The 16940-nt window shown below is 71.5% G+C and carries 16 protein-coding genes; 3 read left to right on the forward strand and 13 right to left on the reverse strand.

Going from position 1 to position 16940, the window contains the following annotated elements:
- The 4 genes from AC2CJA_RS12735 to AC2CJA_RS12750 form a co-directional block, all read right to left on the reverse strand.
- Window positions 1–726 (reverse strand): coiled-coil domain-containing protein (locus tag AC2CJA_RS12735; protein WP_484602798.1); only part of this gene is annotated, 726 nt, incomplete at its 3' end.
- Window positions 727–1006: 280 nt separating this feature from the next.
- Window positions 1007–2035 carry a C40 family peptidase gene (locus AC2CJA_RS12740; protein ID WP_484602799.1) on the reverse strand — a complete coding sequence of 343 codons (1029 nt, stop codon included), beginning with the start codon at window positions 2033–2035 and terminating at the stop codon, window positions 1007–1009.
- A 363-nt stretch (window positions 2036–2398) separates the two neighbouring features.
- Window positions 2399–3751, reverse strand: a complete 1353-nt coding sequence (locus AC2CJA_RS12745) for an NYN domain-containing protein (RefSeq protein ID WP_484602810.1) — start codon at window positions 3749–3751, stop codon at window positions 2399–2401.
- Between the two features lie 22 nt (window positions 3752–3773).
- Window positions 3774–4019, reverse strand: a complete 246-nt coding sequence (locus tag AC2CJA_RS12750; protein WP_241718114.1) for a hypothetical protein — start codon at window positions 4017–4019, stop codon at window positions 3774–3776.
- A 420-nt stretch (window positions 4020–4439) separates the two neighbouring features.
- Here AC2CJA_RS12750 and AC2CJA_RS12755 point away from each other — a divergent pair, with 420 nt between their 5' ends.
- Entirely contained in the window at window positions 4440–4721 is a 282-nt protein-coding gene (locus AC2CJA_RS12755; protein WP_093848456.1) for an Lrp/AsnC family transcriptional regulator, read from the forward strand.
- 139 nt (window positions 4722–4860) lie between these two features.
- On the opposite strand, the gene trpD is transcribed toward AC2CJA_RS12755, so the two are convergent.
- The 5 genes from trpD to ctaE form a co-directional block, all read right to left on the reverse strand.
- A complete protein-coding gene (gene trpD / locus AC2CJA_RS12760; RefSeq protein ID WP_484602800.1) occupies window positions 4861–5925 on the reverse strand; it encodes an anthranilate phosphoribosyltransferase in 1065 nt (354 codons plus the stop codon).
- Window positions 5926–6143: 218 nt separating this feature from the next.
- The gene (gene qcrB, locus AC2CJA_RS12765; RefSeq protein WP_484602801.1) at window positions 6144–7787 is read right to left on the reverse strand and encodes a cytochrome bc1 complex cytochrome b subunit; all 1644 of its coding nucleotides are present in this window, start codon (window positions 7785–7787) and stop codon (window positions 6144–6146) included.
- Window positions 7784–8851: a cytochrome bc1 complex Rieske iron-sulfur subunit gene (gene qcrA, locus AC2CJA_RS12770; protein WP_484602802.1), complete on the reverse strand. Its 1068-nt coding sequence runs from the start codon at window positions 8849–8851 to the stop codon at window positions 7784–7786. The genes qcrB and qcrA overlap by 4 nt, the downstream gene beginning before the upstream one ends.
- Window positions 8848–9660 (reverse strand): cytochrome bc1 complex diheme cytochrome c subunit, encoded by an 813-nt coding sequence (gene qcrC, locus AC2CJA_RS12775; RefSeq protein ID WP_484602803.1) that lies wholly within the window; start codon window positions 9658–9660, stop codon window positions 8848–8850. Before qcrC ends, qcrA begins: the two co-directional genes overlap by 4 nt.
- Before the next feature lie 56 nt (window positions 9661–9716).
- Window positions 9717–10325: an aa3-type cytochrome oxidase subunit III gene (ctaE, locus tag AC2CJA_RS12780; RefSeq protein WP_484602804.1), complete on the reverse strand. Its 609-nt coding sequence runs from the start codon at window positions 10323–10325 to the stop codon at window positions 9717–9719.
- Window positions 10326–10582: 257 nt separating this feature from the next.
- On the opposite strand from ctaE, the gene AC2CJA_RS12785 reads away from it, so the two are divergent.
- Window positions 10583–10984 (forward strand): hypothetical protein, encoded by a 402-nt coding sequence (locus tag AC2CJA_RS12785; protein ID WP_484602805.1) that lies wholly within the window; start codon window positions 10583–10585, stop codon window positions 10982–10984.
- 90 nt (window positions 10985–11074) lie between these two features.
- Here the strand turns inward: AC2CJA_RS12785 and AC2CJA_RS12790 are convergent, their stop codons facing one another.
- The 4 genes from AC2CJA_RS12790 to ctaC all read right to left on the reverse strand — a co-directional run bounded on the left by AC2CJA_RS12790 (window position 11075) and on the right by ctaC (window position 15475).
- Window positions 11075–12268: a L,D-transpeptidase gene (locus tag AC2CJA_RS12790; RefSeq protein WP_484602806.1), complete on the reverse strand. Its 1194-nt coding sequence runs from the start codon at window positions 12266–12268 to the stop codon at window positions 11075–11077.
- 121 nt (window positions 12269–12389) lie between these two features.
- The gene (locus AC2CJA_RS12795; RefSeq protein WP_241717214.1) at window positions 12390–12788 is read right to left on the reverse strand and encodes a cytochrome c oxidase subunit 4; all 399 of its coding nucleotides are present in this window, start codon (window positions 12786–12788) and stop codon (window positions 12390–12392) included.
- Entirely contained in the window at window positions 12785–14527 is a 1743-nt protein-coding gene (ctaD, locus tag AC2CJA_RS12800; protein WP_484602807.1) for an aa3-type cytochrome oxidase subunit I, read from the reverse strand. The genes AC2CJA_RS12795 and ctaD overlap by 4 nt, the downstream gene beginning before the upstream one ends.
- Before the next feature lie 3 nt (window positions 14528–14530).
- Entirely contained in the window at window positions 14531–15475 is a 945-nt protein-coding gene (gene ctaC, locus AC2CJA_RS12805) for an aa3-type cytochrome oxidase subunit II (RefSeq protein ID WP_484602808.1), read from the reverse strand.
- A 266-nt stretch (window positions 15476–15741) separates the two neighbouring features.
- Here ctaC and AC2CJA_RS12810 point away from each other — a divergent pair.
- A partial coding sequence (locus AC2CJA_RS12810; RefSeq protein ID WP_484602809.1) for a cysteine desulfurase family protein occupies window positions 15742–16940 on the forward strand: 1199 nt, incomplete at its 3' end.

A 16940-nucleotide genomic window follows, 5' to 3' on the forward strand; every position in this document is an offset into this window, starting at 1 on the left:
CGACGAGGGGGGCGGCTCCACCGGCGCACCGGGGTGCCCGGCGCCGCGCGAGTCGTGCCCGCGGGTGGCGCGCTCCTCGGGCGGGAGCCGGTTGAGCAGCCGCTGGGCGGCCGCGAGCTTGCGCTGCACGGTCTCGCGGTGCTCGCCCAGGGCCTCACGTCTGCGCCGCAGTTCGGCGAGTTTCCCGCCGGCCTCGGCGCGCTGCTGCTCCAGCGCGCGCACCGCGCCGCGGAACGCCTTGAGCCTGGCCGCCTGGCGGTTGTTGATCCGGTCGAGGGCGGCGGCCTTGGCGAGGTACTCCTCCGGCCCTTCGGACAGGAGCAGCGCGAGGGCCGGGTCGACGCCGCCGGAGCGGTACTGCGCGCTCGCCAGGGAGCCCAGGTCCCCGCGCATCCGGTTGACCCTGGCCTGGTCGCGTGCGGCTCCGTCCTGGGCCCGTTCCACCTGCTCGCGCAGTTCCTCCACGCGTTCGGAGGCCGTGTTGTAGCGCTCGGTGGCCCGTTCCGCGTCGGCGTAGAGACGGTCCACGCGCGCGCTCAGCGCGGCCGGGGCCGGTCCGTCCGCGGGGTCGGCTCCCGCCGGGGACGCGGTCAGCACCGCCGCCGCGCCCGCGGCGGCGGACAGTGCGGTGACCCTGATGCCCAGCCCGGACAGGCCGGAGGGCGGGACGCGCCGGCGGGAGCCGGAACGGCGGGGGGCGTGTCGGGGCGAAGGCTGCGAGACCACGGCGGGACCGCTCTCCCTTCCGCTTCGGTGGACGGTGGTCGCCGACAGTAGCCGCAACGGCACGATCCGTTCACCAACCGCCGCTCCGCCCGTTCCCGTGTCCCCGCCTCCCGCGCGGAAGGGTGTCGCGGGCCGGGACCTGGCCGGAGCCGGGCCCCGGCCAGGTCAGAGCCGAGGTCCGGGCCGGGACGGCGGCGGGGCCCGGGGACGGGCAGCGAAAAGCCTCCTCCGCCGGGATTCATCCGTACGGAGGAGGCCGATGGGCCGGGGTGACGGCCGGTCAGACGCGCACGCCGAACATGAACGGCATGTTGTTGATCGACTCGTAGCGCACGTTGGCGCCCGTCCTCGGAGCGTGCAGCACCTGCCCGTTGCCGGCGTAGAAGCCGACGTGGTGCAGGTCGCTGTAGAAGATGACCAGGTCGCCCGGGGCGAGCTGGCTCTGGGAGTAGATCCTGGTGCCCGCGTTGGCCTGGGCCTGCGAGGTGCGCGGCAGGGAGACGCCCGCCTGGCCGTACGCCCAGGAGGTGAGACCGGAGCAGTCGAAGGAGTTGGGGCCGGTGGCGCCCCAGACGTAGGGCGTCCCGATCTTGGACTGGGCGGCCCGGAGGGCGGCGGAGGCCCGCTGGCTGGCGGAGGCCGAGCTGCCGAGCTCCACACGGGCGGCGGAGTCGCGGCTGGCGCGGGTCTCCTCGGCCGCCATCTCCCGGCGCTCCTCGGCGGTGAGGGTGTTGAGGAGGCGGCGCGCCTCGGCGAGCTTGCCCTGGACCTTCTTCTTCTTGTCCTCGAGCTCCTTGCGGGTGTCCTCCAGATTCCTCAGCTTCTCGGAGGCCTCCTCGCGCTGCTGCGAGAGCGTCCGCTGCTTGGTCTGGATCTTCTTCAGCGCGCCGGCCTGCTTGCTGCCGAGCTGGTCGAGCGCGGAGGCCTTGGCGAGGTAGTCGTCGGGGTCGGAGGAGAGGAACAGCTGCAGGGACGGGTCGAGGCCGCCGCTGCGGTACTGGGCCGTGGCCATCGAACCGAGGCTGTCGCGCAGATCGTTGAGCTCTCCCTGACCGCGTGCGACGCTGTCCTGGAGATTGCCGACCTGCTTCTGCAGCTCCTCCTGCTTCTCCTTGGCGCCGTTGTACTTCTCGGTGGCGTGCTCGGCCTCTTCGTAGAGCTTGTCGACCTTGGCCTTGACCTCTTCTTTGGTGGGCTTGGGGTCGGCCTGGGCCGTCTGGGAGGTGAGTGCGACCGCCGCCGCTGCGGTCGCGGTGAGCACGGTCACCCGTGTGCGGTTCGGCTGCTTGGGTCGACGGTGGGACGCCACTGGGGCGAGCTCCTTCTTCCTCAGCCGCCTGCCGGGTGTGACCGGAGGTCACCCGGCTCCGCGATGAGCGCCGCGGATTCGGCGGTTCCTCCGCTGTCGCCCCGGTTGGGCGATCAACTGCGCAGAGGTTCGGGCCAGACACTAGCCATGCGCGGTGATCGCTTCAAATCCTCATAGGAAAAATCTCGCCCGTCGGCCACATCCTTTACCATCACCCCACCGTCGGCGACCACCGCCTGACGCTGAGTACCACTACGGGCGGACATTCCGGACAGGCGCGGGAAGGTGACGCGGCGTCGGACACGGGTCGGGCGGTGCGCCGGAGGCGGTTCGGAAGCGGTTCGGGTGCGGCTCCGGCACGGCTCAGGTACGGCCGAGCCTCCGCAGCAGCAGCACCGAGGCCACCGGACGGGCTCCGGCCGCGGCCACGCCGTCGGCCACCTCCCGGTCGGCGGAGACGACGACCACCGGACGGCCGGGCGGCTCGGCGCGCACCAGACGCCGGATCAGCTCGTCGGCGGTCTGCCCGGGTTTGCTGAACAGCACCCGCACCCCACGCGGCGGCGCCAGCAGCACCGGAGCCGCCAGCTCCGCTCCGTCGAAGACACAGGTCACCTCGGCGCCCGTCTGGGCCGCCAGGCCCGCCAGTCCGCCCAGCAGCCGCAGCCGCTGCTTCTCCAGGGGCAGCGACGGGTAGCCGGTCTTGGTGACGTTGTAGCCGTCCACCACCAGATGCGACTGAGGCAGCGCCAGCAACTGGTCGAGCAGTGCGGGGTCCTCCTCGGACAGGGCGCGCCGGGCGATGTCCTTCGGCGTCATCCGGCCCGGCTCGACCGCGTCCACGGTCTCGGCCGGGCGGTGCGTGGCCGGCGGCAGGGCGAGTTCTCGCCGCAGCCCCTGGGCGGCGTCCAGCACCGTGTCCAGCAGCAGCCGCAGGCGCATGTCCTCCACGCTGCGCCCCTCCCGGACCGCGCGGCGGCCGGCCTCCAGGGCCGCCTCCGCCTCCCCCAGCCGCGACCGCAGCCGGCGCGCCTCGCCCTCGGCGGCGGCCTTCTCCGCGGCGGCGGCGGCCCGCACCTCCTCCAGCTCGGCCCGCGCCTTGCGCGCCGCTGCCTCTCCGCGCTTGACGTCACTGAGCGCGCTGCGCAGCCTGCGGTGCAGTGAGTCGGCCTCCCTGCGGGCGGCCTCCAGCTCCGCGCGGAGCCCTTCGGTGTGGGTGCGCTCGGCCGCCCGGGCCCGCGTCAGCTCCTCACGGAGCCGGGCCAGTTCCCGTTCGGCCTCCTCCTCGGCGCGTTCGGCCTGCGCCCGCTGGGCCTCCTCACCCGCGGCGGCGACGAGTTTGGCCCAGCCCTCCGGCCGCAGCACATAGGCGACCGCGGCCACGTCCACGGGATCGGCGGCGGCCGGGAACGTACCGCCCCGGACGGACTCGGCCAGCTCCGGCAGCGCCTCGCACAGCCGGTCGGCGATGCGCTGCCGGAAGGCCGGGTCGCTCTCCAGCGCCGCGGCCATCGCGTTGCCCGCGAACCTGACCCGACGCTGGGGGGTGAAACGGGCATACTGCCGCAGGGGGACGGGGAGTTCGGCGACGGTGAGGCCGCCGAGCGCGTCGCCCGTCAGCGCCACCACCCGGCGGCGCACCTTCTCGGGCAGCGGGCGGTCGAGCGCCTCCTGGTCCGGCTCACCCGGTCCGCGCTCACCACCCGTCCGTTCCACCACGGTTCACACCCGCCCGTCGTCACACCTGAGCGCTGGAGCTGGGGCGTTCCACCAGCTCGACCTGGTCCACCGCGTTGCACCAGCGGCAGCGCACCGCCTCGATCGTCTCACTGAGCACCTCGCGCTCCTCGACCCTCGGCTCCCCCGCCAGGTCCAGGTGGACGTACTCCACCACCTTGCTGGAGCGCGTCACGTCGAAGCGGGTGAGATTGCCGCACATCGTGCAGCGCCACCGCGTGCCTTCGTTCGGTCGGGGAACCGGCATCCTCTTCCGTCCTCTCCTCGTCTTCCCGTGCCGCCGGCGCGTCCTGCCGCGCCGTCCGGGTCCTGCCGTCGTCGTCCTGCCGTCGTCCTGTCGTTCTGCCGTCTCCGGCGCCCGGGTACCCCGGACGGCGGAGGTGTCTCCGTGGTGCGTGCACCCCGGGCGCTCGGCCGGGGGTGTTCCCGCAACCCTACGGCCTGGCGGCCACCGGGCGCGCCGCGGCGGAGAGCCGTATCCGAGCCGACACCGTCCGCGGGGGCCTCCCCCTCTCCGGGGTGGCCCTCCCCTCCCCTCCCCCGCGCCCGCGGGCCCGCCGCCGGCGGCGGGCTACAGTGAGCAGGCCAGCTCCGCCGGTGGTGGGACCACAAGAGCGCGAGGCCCGCCGGGGCACCGCCGCGGTCCCTCCCCGAAGAAGGGAAACCCGTGATCACCTCGATCGTGCTCATCAGGACCAGCACCGACCGCATCCCGGAGATCGCCGAGCAGATCGCCGCGCTGGAGGGGGTCAGCGAGGTCTACTCGGTGACCGGGGCCCACGATCTGATCGCCATGGTGCGGGTGGCCCGGCACGACGATCTCGCGGAGGTCATCCCGGGCCGCATCAGCAAGGTCCCCGGCGTGGAGTCCACCGAGACCCACATCGCCTTCCGGACCTACTCCCAGCACGACCTGGAGGCCGCCTTCGCCATCGGGCTCGATTCCTGAGCCCCGCGCGGCCCGGGGCCGCCGCGCACCGGAGGTCCCCGGCACACCGCGTGTGCCGGGGACCGGTCTTTCCCGGTGCCGTACCGGCGCGTCCGCGCGCCGCTCTCCGCCGGGCACCGCCCCGGTGGAGGGGGCCGCCTCAGGCGTTGCTGGCCGCCACCCAGCGCTCCAGCGCCGCCCCGGCGGCGCCGGAGTCGACGGAGTGGGCGGCCCGCTCCATGCCCGCGGCGATCTGCTCGGCCAGCGGCGCCCCGGTGGGCTCCAGCGCGGCCAGGGCTGCCGCGGAGTTCAGCAGGACGGCGTCCCGCACCGGTCCCTTCTCCCCTTCCAGCAGCCGCCGGGCCACGTCCGCGTTGTGGGCGGCGTCCGCACCCCGCAGCGCCTCCAGCGGGACCAGGGGGATGCCGACGTCGCGCGGGTCGAAGGTCTCGGTGCGGACCTCGCCGCCCCGGACCACCCACACCGTCGAGGTACCCGTCACCGTCAGCTCGTCCAGGCCGTCGTCGCCGCGGAAGACCAGCGCGGACGTCCCCCGCTCGGCGAGCACACCCGCCATGATCGGCGCCATCCGGGCGTCGGCGACACCGGTGGCCTGGGCCTTCACCCGGGCCGGGTTGGTCAGGGGACCGAGGAAGTTGAAGGTGGTCGCGACGCCCAGTTCCTTGCGGGCCGCGGCCACGTGGCGCAGCGCCGGGTGGAACCTCACCGCGAAGCAGAAGGTGATGCCGGCCTCGGCCGCGACCGCGGCGACCCGCTCGGGGCCGAGGTCCAGGTTGACGCCCAGCTTCTCCAGGACGTCCGAGGAGCCGGAGGCGCTGGAGGCCGCGCGGTTGCCGTGCTTGACCACGCGCGCGCCCGTGCCCGCCACCACGATCGCGGACATCGTCGAGATGTTCACCGTTCCGGCCCGGTCGCCGCCGGTCCCGACGATGTCGACGGACGGGCCGGGCACCTCGATCACGTTGGCGTGCTCGTACATCGCCCGGACCAGCCCGGTGACCTCGCCGACCGTCTCGCCCTTGGCGCGCAGCGCCACCGCGAACCCGGCGATCTGGGCGTCCGTCGCCTCGCCCCGCATGATCTGGTCCATCGCCCAGGCGGTGCTCCCGGCGGGCAGGTCCCGGCCGGCCAGCAGGGTGCTCAGCACGTCCGGCCAGGTGCGCGCCGCCACGGTGTCGCCTCCGGTGGTCGTAGCAGCGCTCATGGGAATCACTCCTGGCATGGTCGGATGCGGGGGCGGCCGGATCGGCTCGGCGGCCCGCAGCCAGCCTAACGGCGCGCCGCGGTGTCCACGGCCGCTGCCCGTACTCCGGACGGCCCCGGAACGCCGAGGGCCCCGGCCCTCCCGGAGGAGGACCGGGGCCCGGGGTGTGGCGACACCCGGTACCGGAGTCGGCGGCCTCGGCTCGGTGGCCGGGGCCCTCAGTGGCCGTGGCCGTGGCTGCTGGTGAGCTCCTTGAACTCCTCCGTGGTCGGCTTGGGAACCTGGCTGCCCTCGCCGTAGTAGCCCCGGCTGAGCCGGGCGCGGAGCTTCTGGACGGGGCCGACCTTGCGCCGCACGCCGTTCTCGTCCGTCTCCGGACCGATCTCCAGCGGCTTGTACTGCTCGTGCGCGGTGAGCGTGTGCAGCTGCTCCTGCGAGAGCGGCTCGTGCACCTCGACGAACTCACCGTGCGGCAGCCGCTTGATGATGCCGCTCTCGCGGCCGTGCAGCACCTTCTCGCGGTCGCGCCGCTGCAGCCCCAGGCAGATCCGCTTGGTGACGATGAAGACGACCACGGGCAGCGCGAAGAAGCCGATCCGGACGAACCAGGTGATCGCGTTGATCGACAGGTTGAAGTGGGTCGCCCACAGGTCGTTGCCGCCACCGACCAGCAGCAGGAAGTACAGGCTGATCCAGGCCGCGCCGAACGCGGTGCGCGTCGGGGCGTTGCGCGGGCGGTCCAGGATGTGGTGCTCGCGCTTGTCGCCGGTGATCCAGGACTCGATGAACGGGTACACCGCGATCGAGGTCAGGACCAGCGGGAAGATGACCACCAGCGGGATGGCCACGCCCAGGTTGAGGGTGTAGCCGCCGGGCAGCACCATCTCCCACGCGGGCATCGCGCGGATCAGCCCCTCGGAGAAGCCCATGTACCAGTCGGGCTGCGCGTTGGTGGACACCTGGTCCGGCCGGTACGGGCCCAGCACCCAGATCGGGTTGATGGTGAACGTCGCGGCGATGACCGAGATGACGCCGAAGACCAGGAAGAAGAAGCCCCCCGCCTTGGCCATGTAGACCGGCAGCAGCGGCATGCCGACGACGTTCTTCTCGGTCCGTCCGGGACCGGCGAACTGGGTGTGCTTGTGGTAGAAGACCAGGATCAGGTGGGCCACCACCAGGCCCAGCATGATGCCGGGCAGCAGCAGCACGTGGGCCACGAAGAACCGCGGGATGATCTCCGTCCCCGGGAACTCCCCTCCGAAGAGGAAGAAGGCGAGGTACGTGCCGACCACCGGCACGGACAGGACCGCGCCCTCCATGAACCGGACGCCGGTGCCCGAGAGCAGGTCGTCCGGCAGGGAGTAACCGGTGAAGCCGGTGAACATGCCCAGCACCAGCAGCAGGAAGCCGAACAGCCAGTTGATCTCGCGCGGCTTGCGGAACGCGCCGGTGAAGAAGACGCGCATCATGTGGACGAACATGCCCACCAGGAACATCAGCGCGGCCCAGTGGTGGATCTGCCGCATCAGCAGACCGCCGCGGACGTCGAAACTGATGTCCAGGGTCGTGGCGTACGCCTGCGACATGTGCACGCCCTGCATGGGCACGTAGGAGCCGTGGTACTCCACCTCGGCCATGCTCGGGTTGAAGAACAGCGTCAGGTAGACACCGGTCAGGATGATGATGATGAAGGTGTAGAGGCAGATCTCTCCGAGCATGAAGGACCAGTGGTCCGGAAAGATCTTCCGCATGTTGGCCTTGGCCAGGCTGTAGATGCCCAGCCGGCCGTCGGCCCAGTCCGCGACCCGCTCGCCGGCGGGCGCCTTGCCCCGGCGCTTCGGGGCGTCGCCTGCAGTACTCATCCGCGCTCCCAGAAGCTCGGGCCGACGGGCTCCGCGAAGTCGCCCTGCGCCTCGAGGTAGCCGTCTTCGTTGACACTGATCCGCAGTTGCGGCAGGGGGTGGCCGGCCGGGCCGAAGATCACACGGGCGCCGTCGGCCAGGTCGAACGTCGACTGGTGGCACGGGCACAGCACGTGGTGGGTGTGCTGCTCGTACAGGGTGACCGGGCAGCCGACGTGGGTGCAGATCCTGGAGTAGGCCACGATGCCCTCGTGGGACCAGTCCAGCTCCTGCTTGTCCTTGATGTCCTCCGGCTCCAGGCGCACCAGCATCACCGCGGCCTTGGCGATCTCCGACAGGAACTCGTGGGTGCCCTCCTCCAGGCCCTCGGGCTTGGCCATGACCAGGGAGCCGACGGTGATGTCCTCGGGACGCAGCGGCTCGTCGGTGTTCTGGTTGACGAGCAGCTTGCCCGCCGCCCAGGCGGTGTGGCGCAGCTTGTCCTCGGGCAGCGGGCCGAGGTCGCGCAGCAGCACGATGCCGGAGAGCGGCACCACGGCCAGCGCGCCGAACATGGTGTTGCGGATCAGCTTGCGGCGGCCGAGCTGCGACTCCTTGGCGCCCTGGGCGAAGTCGGCGAGGACCTGCGCACGGGTCGGCTCGTCCGCCTCGACCGGGTGGCGCTCGCCGATCAGCTCGTGGTCCGACATCAGCGTGCGGGCCCAGTGGACCGCGCCGGCGCCGATGCAGAACAGGGCGATGCCCAGGGTCATGCCCAGCGAGAAGTTCAGGGCGCTGATCTCACCGAGCGGCCAGATGAAGACGTACTGGTCGATCGGGAAGATCACATAGGAGGCGATGAAGCCGACGGCGGCCAGGATCGAGACCGTGAACAGCAGGGCGACGGTGCGCTCGGAGCGCTTGGCGGCCCGCTCGTCGACGTCCTGGACACGTGGCTCGTGGGGCGGCAGCCCCGGGTCGGCGAACGGGTTCTCCGCCCTGGTCGCCGCCTCGCCGTGGGCGCTCCCGCGCCCTTCCGGCAGGTTCTCGTCTGGCACGTCGTGGGATCCGGTGTGGCTACTCATGACTTCCTGGCCTTGGCGGTACGCGCCGCGACCCACACGGCGACGCCGATCAGAAGAGCGAGGACGATCGTCCACGCGAACATGCCTTCGGCGACCGGGCCGAAACCGCCCAGCTTGAAGCCGCCGGGGGACTTCTCGTCCTCGCCCTGGACGTCGTTGACGTAGGCGATGATCTCCCTCTTCTCCTCCGGCGGCAGCACCGAGTCGGGGAAGACGGGCATGTTCTGCGGGCCGGTCAGCATCGCCTCGTAGATGTGCTTGTCGGAGACACCGTCGAGCGAGGGAGCGTACTTGCCGTTGGTGAGGGCGCCGCCCTCACCGGTGAAGTTGTGGCACTGCGCGCAGTTGGTGCGGAACAGCTCACCGCCCGCGGCGCTGCTCGCGCCCGTGGGGTCGTACTCCTCCTCGGTCGGAATGCTCGGACCGGGGCCCAGCGAGGCGACGTACGCCGCGAGCTGGTCGATCTGCGCCTGCGTGTAGACCTGCGGCTTCTTGGGCGCCTGGGCGCCCGGGGACTGGGCCGGCATACGGCCGGTGCCCACCTGGAAGTCCACGGCCGCGGCGCCGACGCCCACGAGGGTGGGACCGTCACTCGTGCCCTGGCCACCGGTTCCGTGGCAACTGGAGCAGCCGGTGGCGTAGAGCTTTTCGCCCTCCGTGATGGCGAGAGACTGCGAAGCCGAGGTGTCGGCCTTCGCCTCGTCCGCGGGGGCGAACGCGGCGTACAGCCCCCCGGTGGCCGCCAGCGCGAAGAGTAGGACGACGAGCGCCGCCAGCGGATGGCGCCGTCGTGCGGAGAGCTTTTTCACGGATTACCCCGGTGTCAGGATCTTCTGCGTCGATGCTTCTGGCTGTTACTGCCTGATCACTTGATCAGGTAGATGGTGGCGAAGAGGCCGATCCAGACGACATCGACGAAGTGCCAGTAATAGGACACCACGATGGCCGCGGTGGCCTGGTGGTGCGTGAAGCGCCGTGCCATGTACGTCCGGCCGAGGACGAACAGGAAGGCGATCAGGCCGCCCGTCACGTGGAGGCCGTGGAAGCCGGTGGTCAGGTAGAACGCCGACCCGTACGGCCCCGAGGAGATCGAGACCCCCTCGTGGACCAGCTCGGCGTACTCGAAGACCTGGCCGCCGATGAAGACCGCACCCATGACGAACGTGATCACGAACCACAGGCGCAGCCTCTTCACGTCACCGCGCTCGGCGGCGAAGACACCGAGCTGGCAGGTGAGGGAGGAGAGCACCAGGATCGTGGTGTTCGTCACCGCGAACGGGAGGTTCAGGATGTCCGCCCGTTCCGTCCAGTATTCGGCTCCCGTCACCGACCGGAGGGTGAAGTACATCGCGAAGAGGGCCGCGAAGAACATCAGCTCGGAACTCAGCCAGATGATGGTTCCGACGCTGGTGAGGTTCGGCCGGTTGACCGACGGGTGTGCGTGCCCGGTATCTACTGCTGTTGCTGTCGCCACGCCGACATTATGTCGGTCGCTTATCCGGCCCTCGCCCCGGGGGGTCATGTTCGGTGTGTCAACCGCCCATGTCCTGCTCAGACGGCCCATCCCCGGGCCTTCCGGATCCCTGACGCGGGGAGCCGGGACGGAGTAGCATCCGCCAACGACGGCATACGCGGCCCGGGGCCCGCGGCTCCACGGGCCCGCGGACCTCTGAGCCACCCCGAGCCACCCCGAGACGTCCCGAGGGACGTCCCCGAGGACACGGAGGAACCATGCAGCCGACCGCCACGGTGCTGGTCTACAGCGACGACTCCAACACCCGCGAGCAGGTGCGGCTGGCCGCCGGGCGCCGTCCGGCCGCCGACGTGCCGCGGGTCGAGTACGTGGAGTGCGCCACGCTTCCCGCCGTGCTCACGGCCCTGGAGGAGGGCGGTATCGACGTCTGCGTCCTGGACGGCGAGGCGGTGCCCGCCGGCGGGATGGGCGTGTGCCGCCAGATCAAGGACGAGATCTTCGACTGCCCGCCCGTCCTGCTGCTGATCGGCCGCCCGCAGGACGCCTGGCTGGCCACCTGGAGCCGGGCGGAGGCCGCCGTTCCGCATCCGGTGGACCCGGTGCTCCTGGCCGACGCCCTGGCCGGGCTGCTGCGCCGCGGCGCGCACGCGGCCGCCTGAGGTCCCGCACCCGGAAGGGGCGAGGGCCGCCGCCCCTTCCGGGTGCCTCTTCCGGACGGCCTTCCGCTCCTTCCGGGTCCTCCCGGCCGGTCAGCTCAGGGCGCTGCCCCGGCGCCACTGCTCCCAGGAGAGGTTCCAGTCGCCGAGGCCGTTGCCGAAGGCCGGCATCCTCGGCCCGTCCCCTCCCACGTGCCGGACGATGTCGCCCTGGCGGACGGTGTCGAAGAACCAGCGGGCGTTCTCGACGCTCATGCCCGTGCAGCCGTGGCTGACGTTCTCCCTGCCGTGGTGCGCCGCCGACCAGGGCGCGGCGTGGACGAACTCGCCGCTGTCGGTGAGCCGCACGGCCCACTGGACGTTCAGGTCGTAGGACTCGGCGCTGCCCGCGGGGATGCCGATGCTGGTGCCGGTCATACGTACGGCGGCCTGCCGGCCGAGCACCACCTTGACGCCCTCGCGGGTGCGGAACCCGGGCTTGCCGGTGGTGACCGGGATGGTCCGGACGGTCTTCCCGTTCCTCCGGAGGGTCATCTCCGTCCTGTCGATGTCGACGACGGCCTCGACACGGTCGCCGGTGCGGATACGCACCGGTTCCGTCCTCCCGCCGCGCAGTCCCTCCCTGATCCACACGCCCTCCAGGGCGCCGCGCACCTCGACGGTGGCGTGCGCGGGCCAGTAGGAGCGGGGCCGGTAGTGGAGGGTGCGGTCGTCCATCCAGCGCCAGGCCCCCTCGACGGCGGACGAGGACTCCACCGTCAGCGCGCGTTCCACGATCGCCCGCTGACGGGCGTCCCCGACCGGGCGGCTGAGTTCGGCGATGATGGGCTGGCCGACGCCGTAGGTGCCGCTGTCCGGCCCGAGGTCCACCTCCAGCCTCTTGCCACCGCTCGCCGGCCGGGTGGTGAACTCGGCGGTACGGCGGCCCGGGGAGCCGTCGCCGCGCTCGGTGCTGACGACGACGGTGTAGCGCATGGCCCCGGCCGGCGGGGTGTCGCTGCGCCAGCGGGAGCCGTCGGCGGTCAGCCCGCCCTCCAGGCGGCGGCCCGCCGAGTCGACCGCGCGGACGTCCGTGATGCGGCTGCCGTCGCGGGCTGTGATCTCCAGGGGGTCGTCCGGGTCCGCGGCACGGCCGTCCTCGCCTGCGTTCAGCGAGACGTGCGCGGTGGCGTCGTAGGGGGCCGCGTCCTGAGGCCGCTCGCCGCTGCCGCACGCGGCGGGTCCCACCGCGAGCGGCGCGAGTATCAGGAAGCAGATCATTGCCGTCCTGCGTGATCCACGACTCATGCTGCCACGGTAGGAACGCTGCTCGGAACGGACGAGCCGGATGCGTGCGAACGGGTCATCTCCGGAGCGTGTCCGGAGATGACCCGTTCGTGAGGGGTAGGACTACTGGTTCCCTACCGGTTCACTGGTTCTGGTTCTCGCCGTGGTAGTACTCAAGGACCCAGCCGAAGAGTCCGATGAGCAGCAGCGGCGCGGAGATGTAGACCAGCCACCAGCCGATGGCCACGCCGAGGAAGGTGAACGCCCCGCCCACGGCCAGGACGAGCGGCTGCCAGCTGTGCGGGCTGAAGAAGCCCAGTTCGCCGGCGTCGTCGGCGACGTCCGCGTCCTTGTTGTCCTGCGCCCCGGTGTCCACCCGCCTGGCGGTGAAGGCCAGGTAGTAGCCGACCATGATCGACAGGCCGAAGGCCATGAAGAGCGCGGTGGTGCCGACCGGCTCCTTGGCCCAGAAGCCGTAGATCACGGCGACGGCCAGGATGAAGACCGACAGCCAGATGAACATGCGTCCCTGGATCTTCACTTGCCGGCCTCCTTGGCACCGGAGAGGACCGGGCCCTCGGGACCCCCGGTGTTCTCGAGCTGGTCGATGGCCGCGATCTCCGGGTGGTGCAGGTCGAACGCGGGGGACTCGGAACGGATCCGCGGCAGGGAGACGAAGTTGTGCCGCGGCGGCGGGCAGGAGGTCGCCCACTCCAGCGAGCGGCCGTAGCCCCACGGGTCGTCCACGGTGACCTTCGGCGCGTACTTCGCCGTCTTCCAGACGTTGTAGAAGAACGGCAGGATCGACATGCCCAGCAGGAACGAGCTGATCGTCGAGAAGGTGTTCAGCGCGGTGTAGCCGTCGGCCGCCAGGTAGTCGGAGTACCGGCGCGGCATGCCCTCGGCGCCCAGCCAGTGCTGGACCAGGAAGGTGCCGTGGAAGCCGATGAAAAGCGTCCAGAAGGTGATCTTGCCGAGCCGCTCGTCGAGCATCTTCCCGGTGAACTTCGGCCACCAGAAGTGGAAGCCGGCGAACATCGCGAAGACGACCGTGCCGAAGACCACGTAGTGGAAGTGCGCCACCACGAAGTAGCTGTCGGAGACGTGGAAGTCCAGCGGCGGGGAGGCCAGGATGACGCCGGTGAGCCCGCCGAAGAGGAAGGTGATCAGGAAGCCGATCGTCCACAGCATCGGCGTCTCGAAGCTGAGTGAGCCCTTCCACATGGTGCCCAGCCAGTTGAAGAACTTCACGCCGGTGGGCACCGCGATCAGGAACGTCATGAAGGCGAAGAACGGAAGCAGCACACCGCCGGTGACGTACATGTGGTGCGCCCACACGGTGACCGACAGGCCCGCGATCGCGATCGTCGCGGCCACCAGGCCGATGTAGCCGAAGATCGGCTTGCGGCTGAAGACCGGGATGACCTCGGAGACGATGCCGAAGAACGGCAGCGCGATGATGTAGACCTCGGGGTGGCCGAAGAACCAGAACAGGTGCTGCCACAGCAGCGCGCCGCCGTTGGACGGGTCGAAGATGTGCGAGCCGAACTTGCGGTCGGACTCCAGGGCGAAGAGCGCGGCGGCCAGCACCGGGAAGGCGAGCAGGACCAGCACACCGGTCAGCAGCACGTTCCAGGTGAAGATCGGCATCCGGAACATCGTCATGCCGGGGGCGCGCATGCAGATGATCGTGGTGATGAAGTTGACCGCGCCCAGGATCGTGCCGAAGCCGGAGAAGGCCAGGCCCATGATCCACATGTCGCCGCCGACACCGGGGCTGTGGACCACGTCGCTCAGCGGGGTGTAGGCGAACCAGCCGAAGCTCGCGGCGCCGTCGGGGGTCAGGAAGCCGCCCACCGCGATCAGCGAGCCGAAGAGGTAGAGCCAGTAGGCGAACATGTTCAGCCGCGGGAACGCCACGTCGGGCGCGCCGATCTGCAGCGGCATGATCCAGTTCGCGAAGCCGGCGAACAGCGGGGTGGCGAACATCAGCAGCATGATCGTGCCGTGCATGGTGAACGCCTGGTTGAACTGCTCGTTCGACATGACCTGCAGGCCCGGACGGGCCAGCTCGGCACGCATGACCAGTGCCAGTACGCCACCGACGCAGAAGAAGAAGAACGAGGTGACCAGGTAGAGCGTGCCGATCGTCTTGTGGTCGGTGGTGGTCAGCCACTGGATCACGCGGTTGCCGCGCCGGTCGCGGCGCGGGGTCGCGGGGGTCGCCGCCGGCTGGTCCGACGTTGCGGCGGCACCCCGGGATTCGTTGAGGATGCTCACGGGTTACTGGCCTTCTCGTTCTTGGCGGGCTCCGCCCGCCGGGAGGTATCCGGTCTGGCCCTTCTCCGCCAGTTCCTCCAGGTGCTGCTGGTAGCGCTCCGGGGAGACGACCTTCACGTTGAACAGCATCCGGGCGTGGTCGACGCCGCACAGCTCGGCGCACTTGCCCAGGAAGGTGCCCTCCTTCTCGGGGGTCACCTCGAACTGGTTGGTGTGACCGGGGATGACGTCCTGCTTGAACAGGAACGGCACGACCCAGAAGGAGTGGATGACGTCGCGGGAGGTCAGGATGAACCGGACCCTCTCGCCCTTGGGCAGCCACAGCGTCGGGCCTGGGTTGCCGGTCTGCGGGTTCCTGTCGGCCGGTGTGCCCGCCACGTAGACGCCCTCGGCGCCCTCGGGGACGGCCTCCAGCATGGACTCGGGGATGCCCTCGAGTTCGATGGAGTCCAGGTTGGACGTGGAGGCGTCGCCGTCCACGTCCTCCAGGTAGTTGAAGCCCCAGCTCCACTGGTAGCCGACCACGTTGATCACGTGGTCCGGCTTCTCGGAAAGCTCCAGGAGCTTGGTCTCGTCACGGGCCGTGAAGTAGAAGAGCACCGAGATGATGATGAGCGGAACCACCGTGTACAGCGCCTCGATGGGCATGTTGTACCGGGTCTGCGGAGGTACCTCGACCTTGGTCCTGGTGCGCCGGTAGACGATGACGCACCACAGGATCAGGCCCCATACCAGGACACCGACCGCGAGCGCTGCCGCCCACGAGCCCTGCCACAGGGAGAGGATCCGCGGCGCCTCCTCCGTGACCGGGGTGGGCATGCCGAGGCGGGGGAAGTCCTTGTATGTGCAACCGGTGGCGGTCGCCAGGACCAGGCCCGCAGCAAGCGCCTGCGGCAGCTTCCGCCGCATCGGGCGCCGCGACGAGCGGTCGGAGCCGTTGGGACTCACGTAGCGCCTTCCCGAGAGTCTCGCCCGCTCGGCCCGGGCTCGGCCGTGTGTGGTCGGGCGCCGGCCCTGGCACGGGCAGGGGTTTGGATGTTTATGCGGAGCAAACCCTACTGGACGCTATTTGGGGTCGCGCGGGGAGGGTGCCCAACGCGCCGCGCGGCCCTCCGATGGGGTGGAACCGGGGCGGGACCGGGCCGGAACGACGGCCTCCGCGACCTCGGCGGCCCCTGCGGCGCACGGGGCCGCGGGCGCGTTAGCGTGCCGGTGTGCCCTACTTCGACGCAGCCTCCTCGCTCCCCCTCCACCCCGTGGCCCGCCAGGCTCTGCTCGCCGCGCTCGACGAGGGCTGGGCCGACCCCACCCGGCTCCACCGGGAGGGCCGGCGGGCCCGGCTGCTGCTGGACGCGGCGCGCGAGGCGGCGGCCGGCGCGGTGGGATGCCGCCCGGACGAGCTGGTCTTCACCCCGTCGGGCACCCGCTCCCTGCACACCGGCATCGCGGGCGCGCTCGCCGGGAGGCGGCGGGCCGGCCGTGCCCTGGTGGTCTCCGCGGTGGAGCACTCCGCCGTGCTCCACGCCGCCGGGGCCCACGAGGCCGGCGGGGGGACGGTGGTCCGGGTGCCGGTGGACCGCACCGGGCGGGTGGACGCGGCGGCCTTCGGCGCGGCGCTGCGGGAGGACGGCTCCCCCGGGGGAGGGACGGCGCTGGCCTGCCTGCAGTCCGCCAACCACGAGGTGGGCACCGAGCAGCCGGTGGAGGAGGCGGCCGAGGCCTGCGCCGAGGCCGGGGTGCCGCTGCTGGTGGACGCCGCCCAGTCGCTGGCGTGGGGCCCGGTACCCGGACGGTGGTCGCTGCTGGCGGCCAGTGCGCACAAGTGGGGCGGACCGGGCGGGGTCGGTCTGCTGGCGGTGCGCAAGGGGGTGCGGTTCGCCCCGCCGGCTCCGGTGGACGAGCGGGAGGCGGGGCGCTCCCCCGGCTTCGCCGACCTCCCGGCGATCGTCGCGGCGGCGGCCTCGCTGCGGGCGGTGCGGGCCGAGGCCGACGCCGAGGCGGCGCGGCTGCGCGCGCTGGTGGACCGCGTGCGTGCCGAGGTGCCCGCACTGGTGCCGGACGTGGAGGTGGTGGGCGATCCGGTGCGCCGGCTGCCTCACATGGTGACGTTCTCCTGCCTGTACGTGGACGGCGAGGCGCTGCTCCATGCTCTGGACCGGGCGGGTTTCTCGGTCTCCTCCGGCTCCTCGTGCACCTCCGGCACGCTGGTCCCCAGCCATGTGCTGCGTGCGATGGGGGTGCTCTCGGAGGGCAACGTCCGGGTGTCGCTGCCGCCGGGCACGGCCGGGGCGGACGTCGACGCCTTCCTGGCGGTGCTGCCGGGCGCGGTGCGGGAGGTGCGCGACCGGCTCCGGGCGCCCTCGGCCGTCCCGTCCCCCCCGCCGCCCGCCTCGGAACCCCCGGGCCCTCCGGC

The sequence above is a fragment of the Streptomyces sp. ATLC9 genome, from assembly GCF_057196705.1.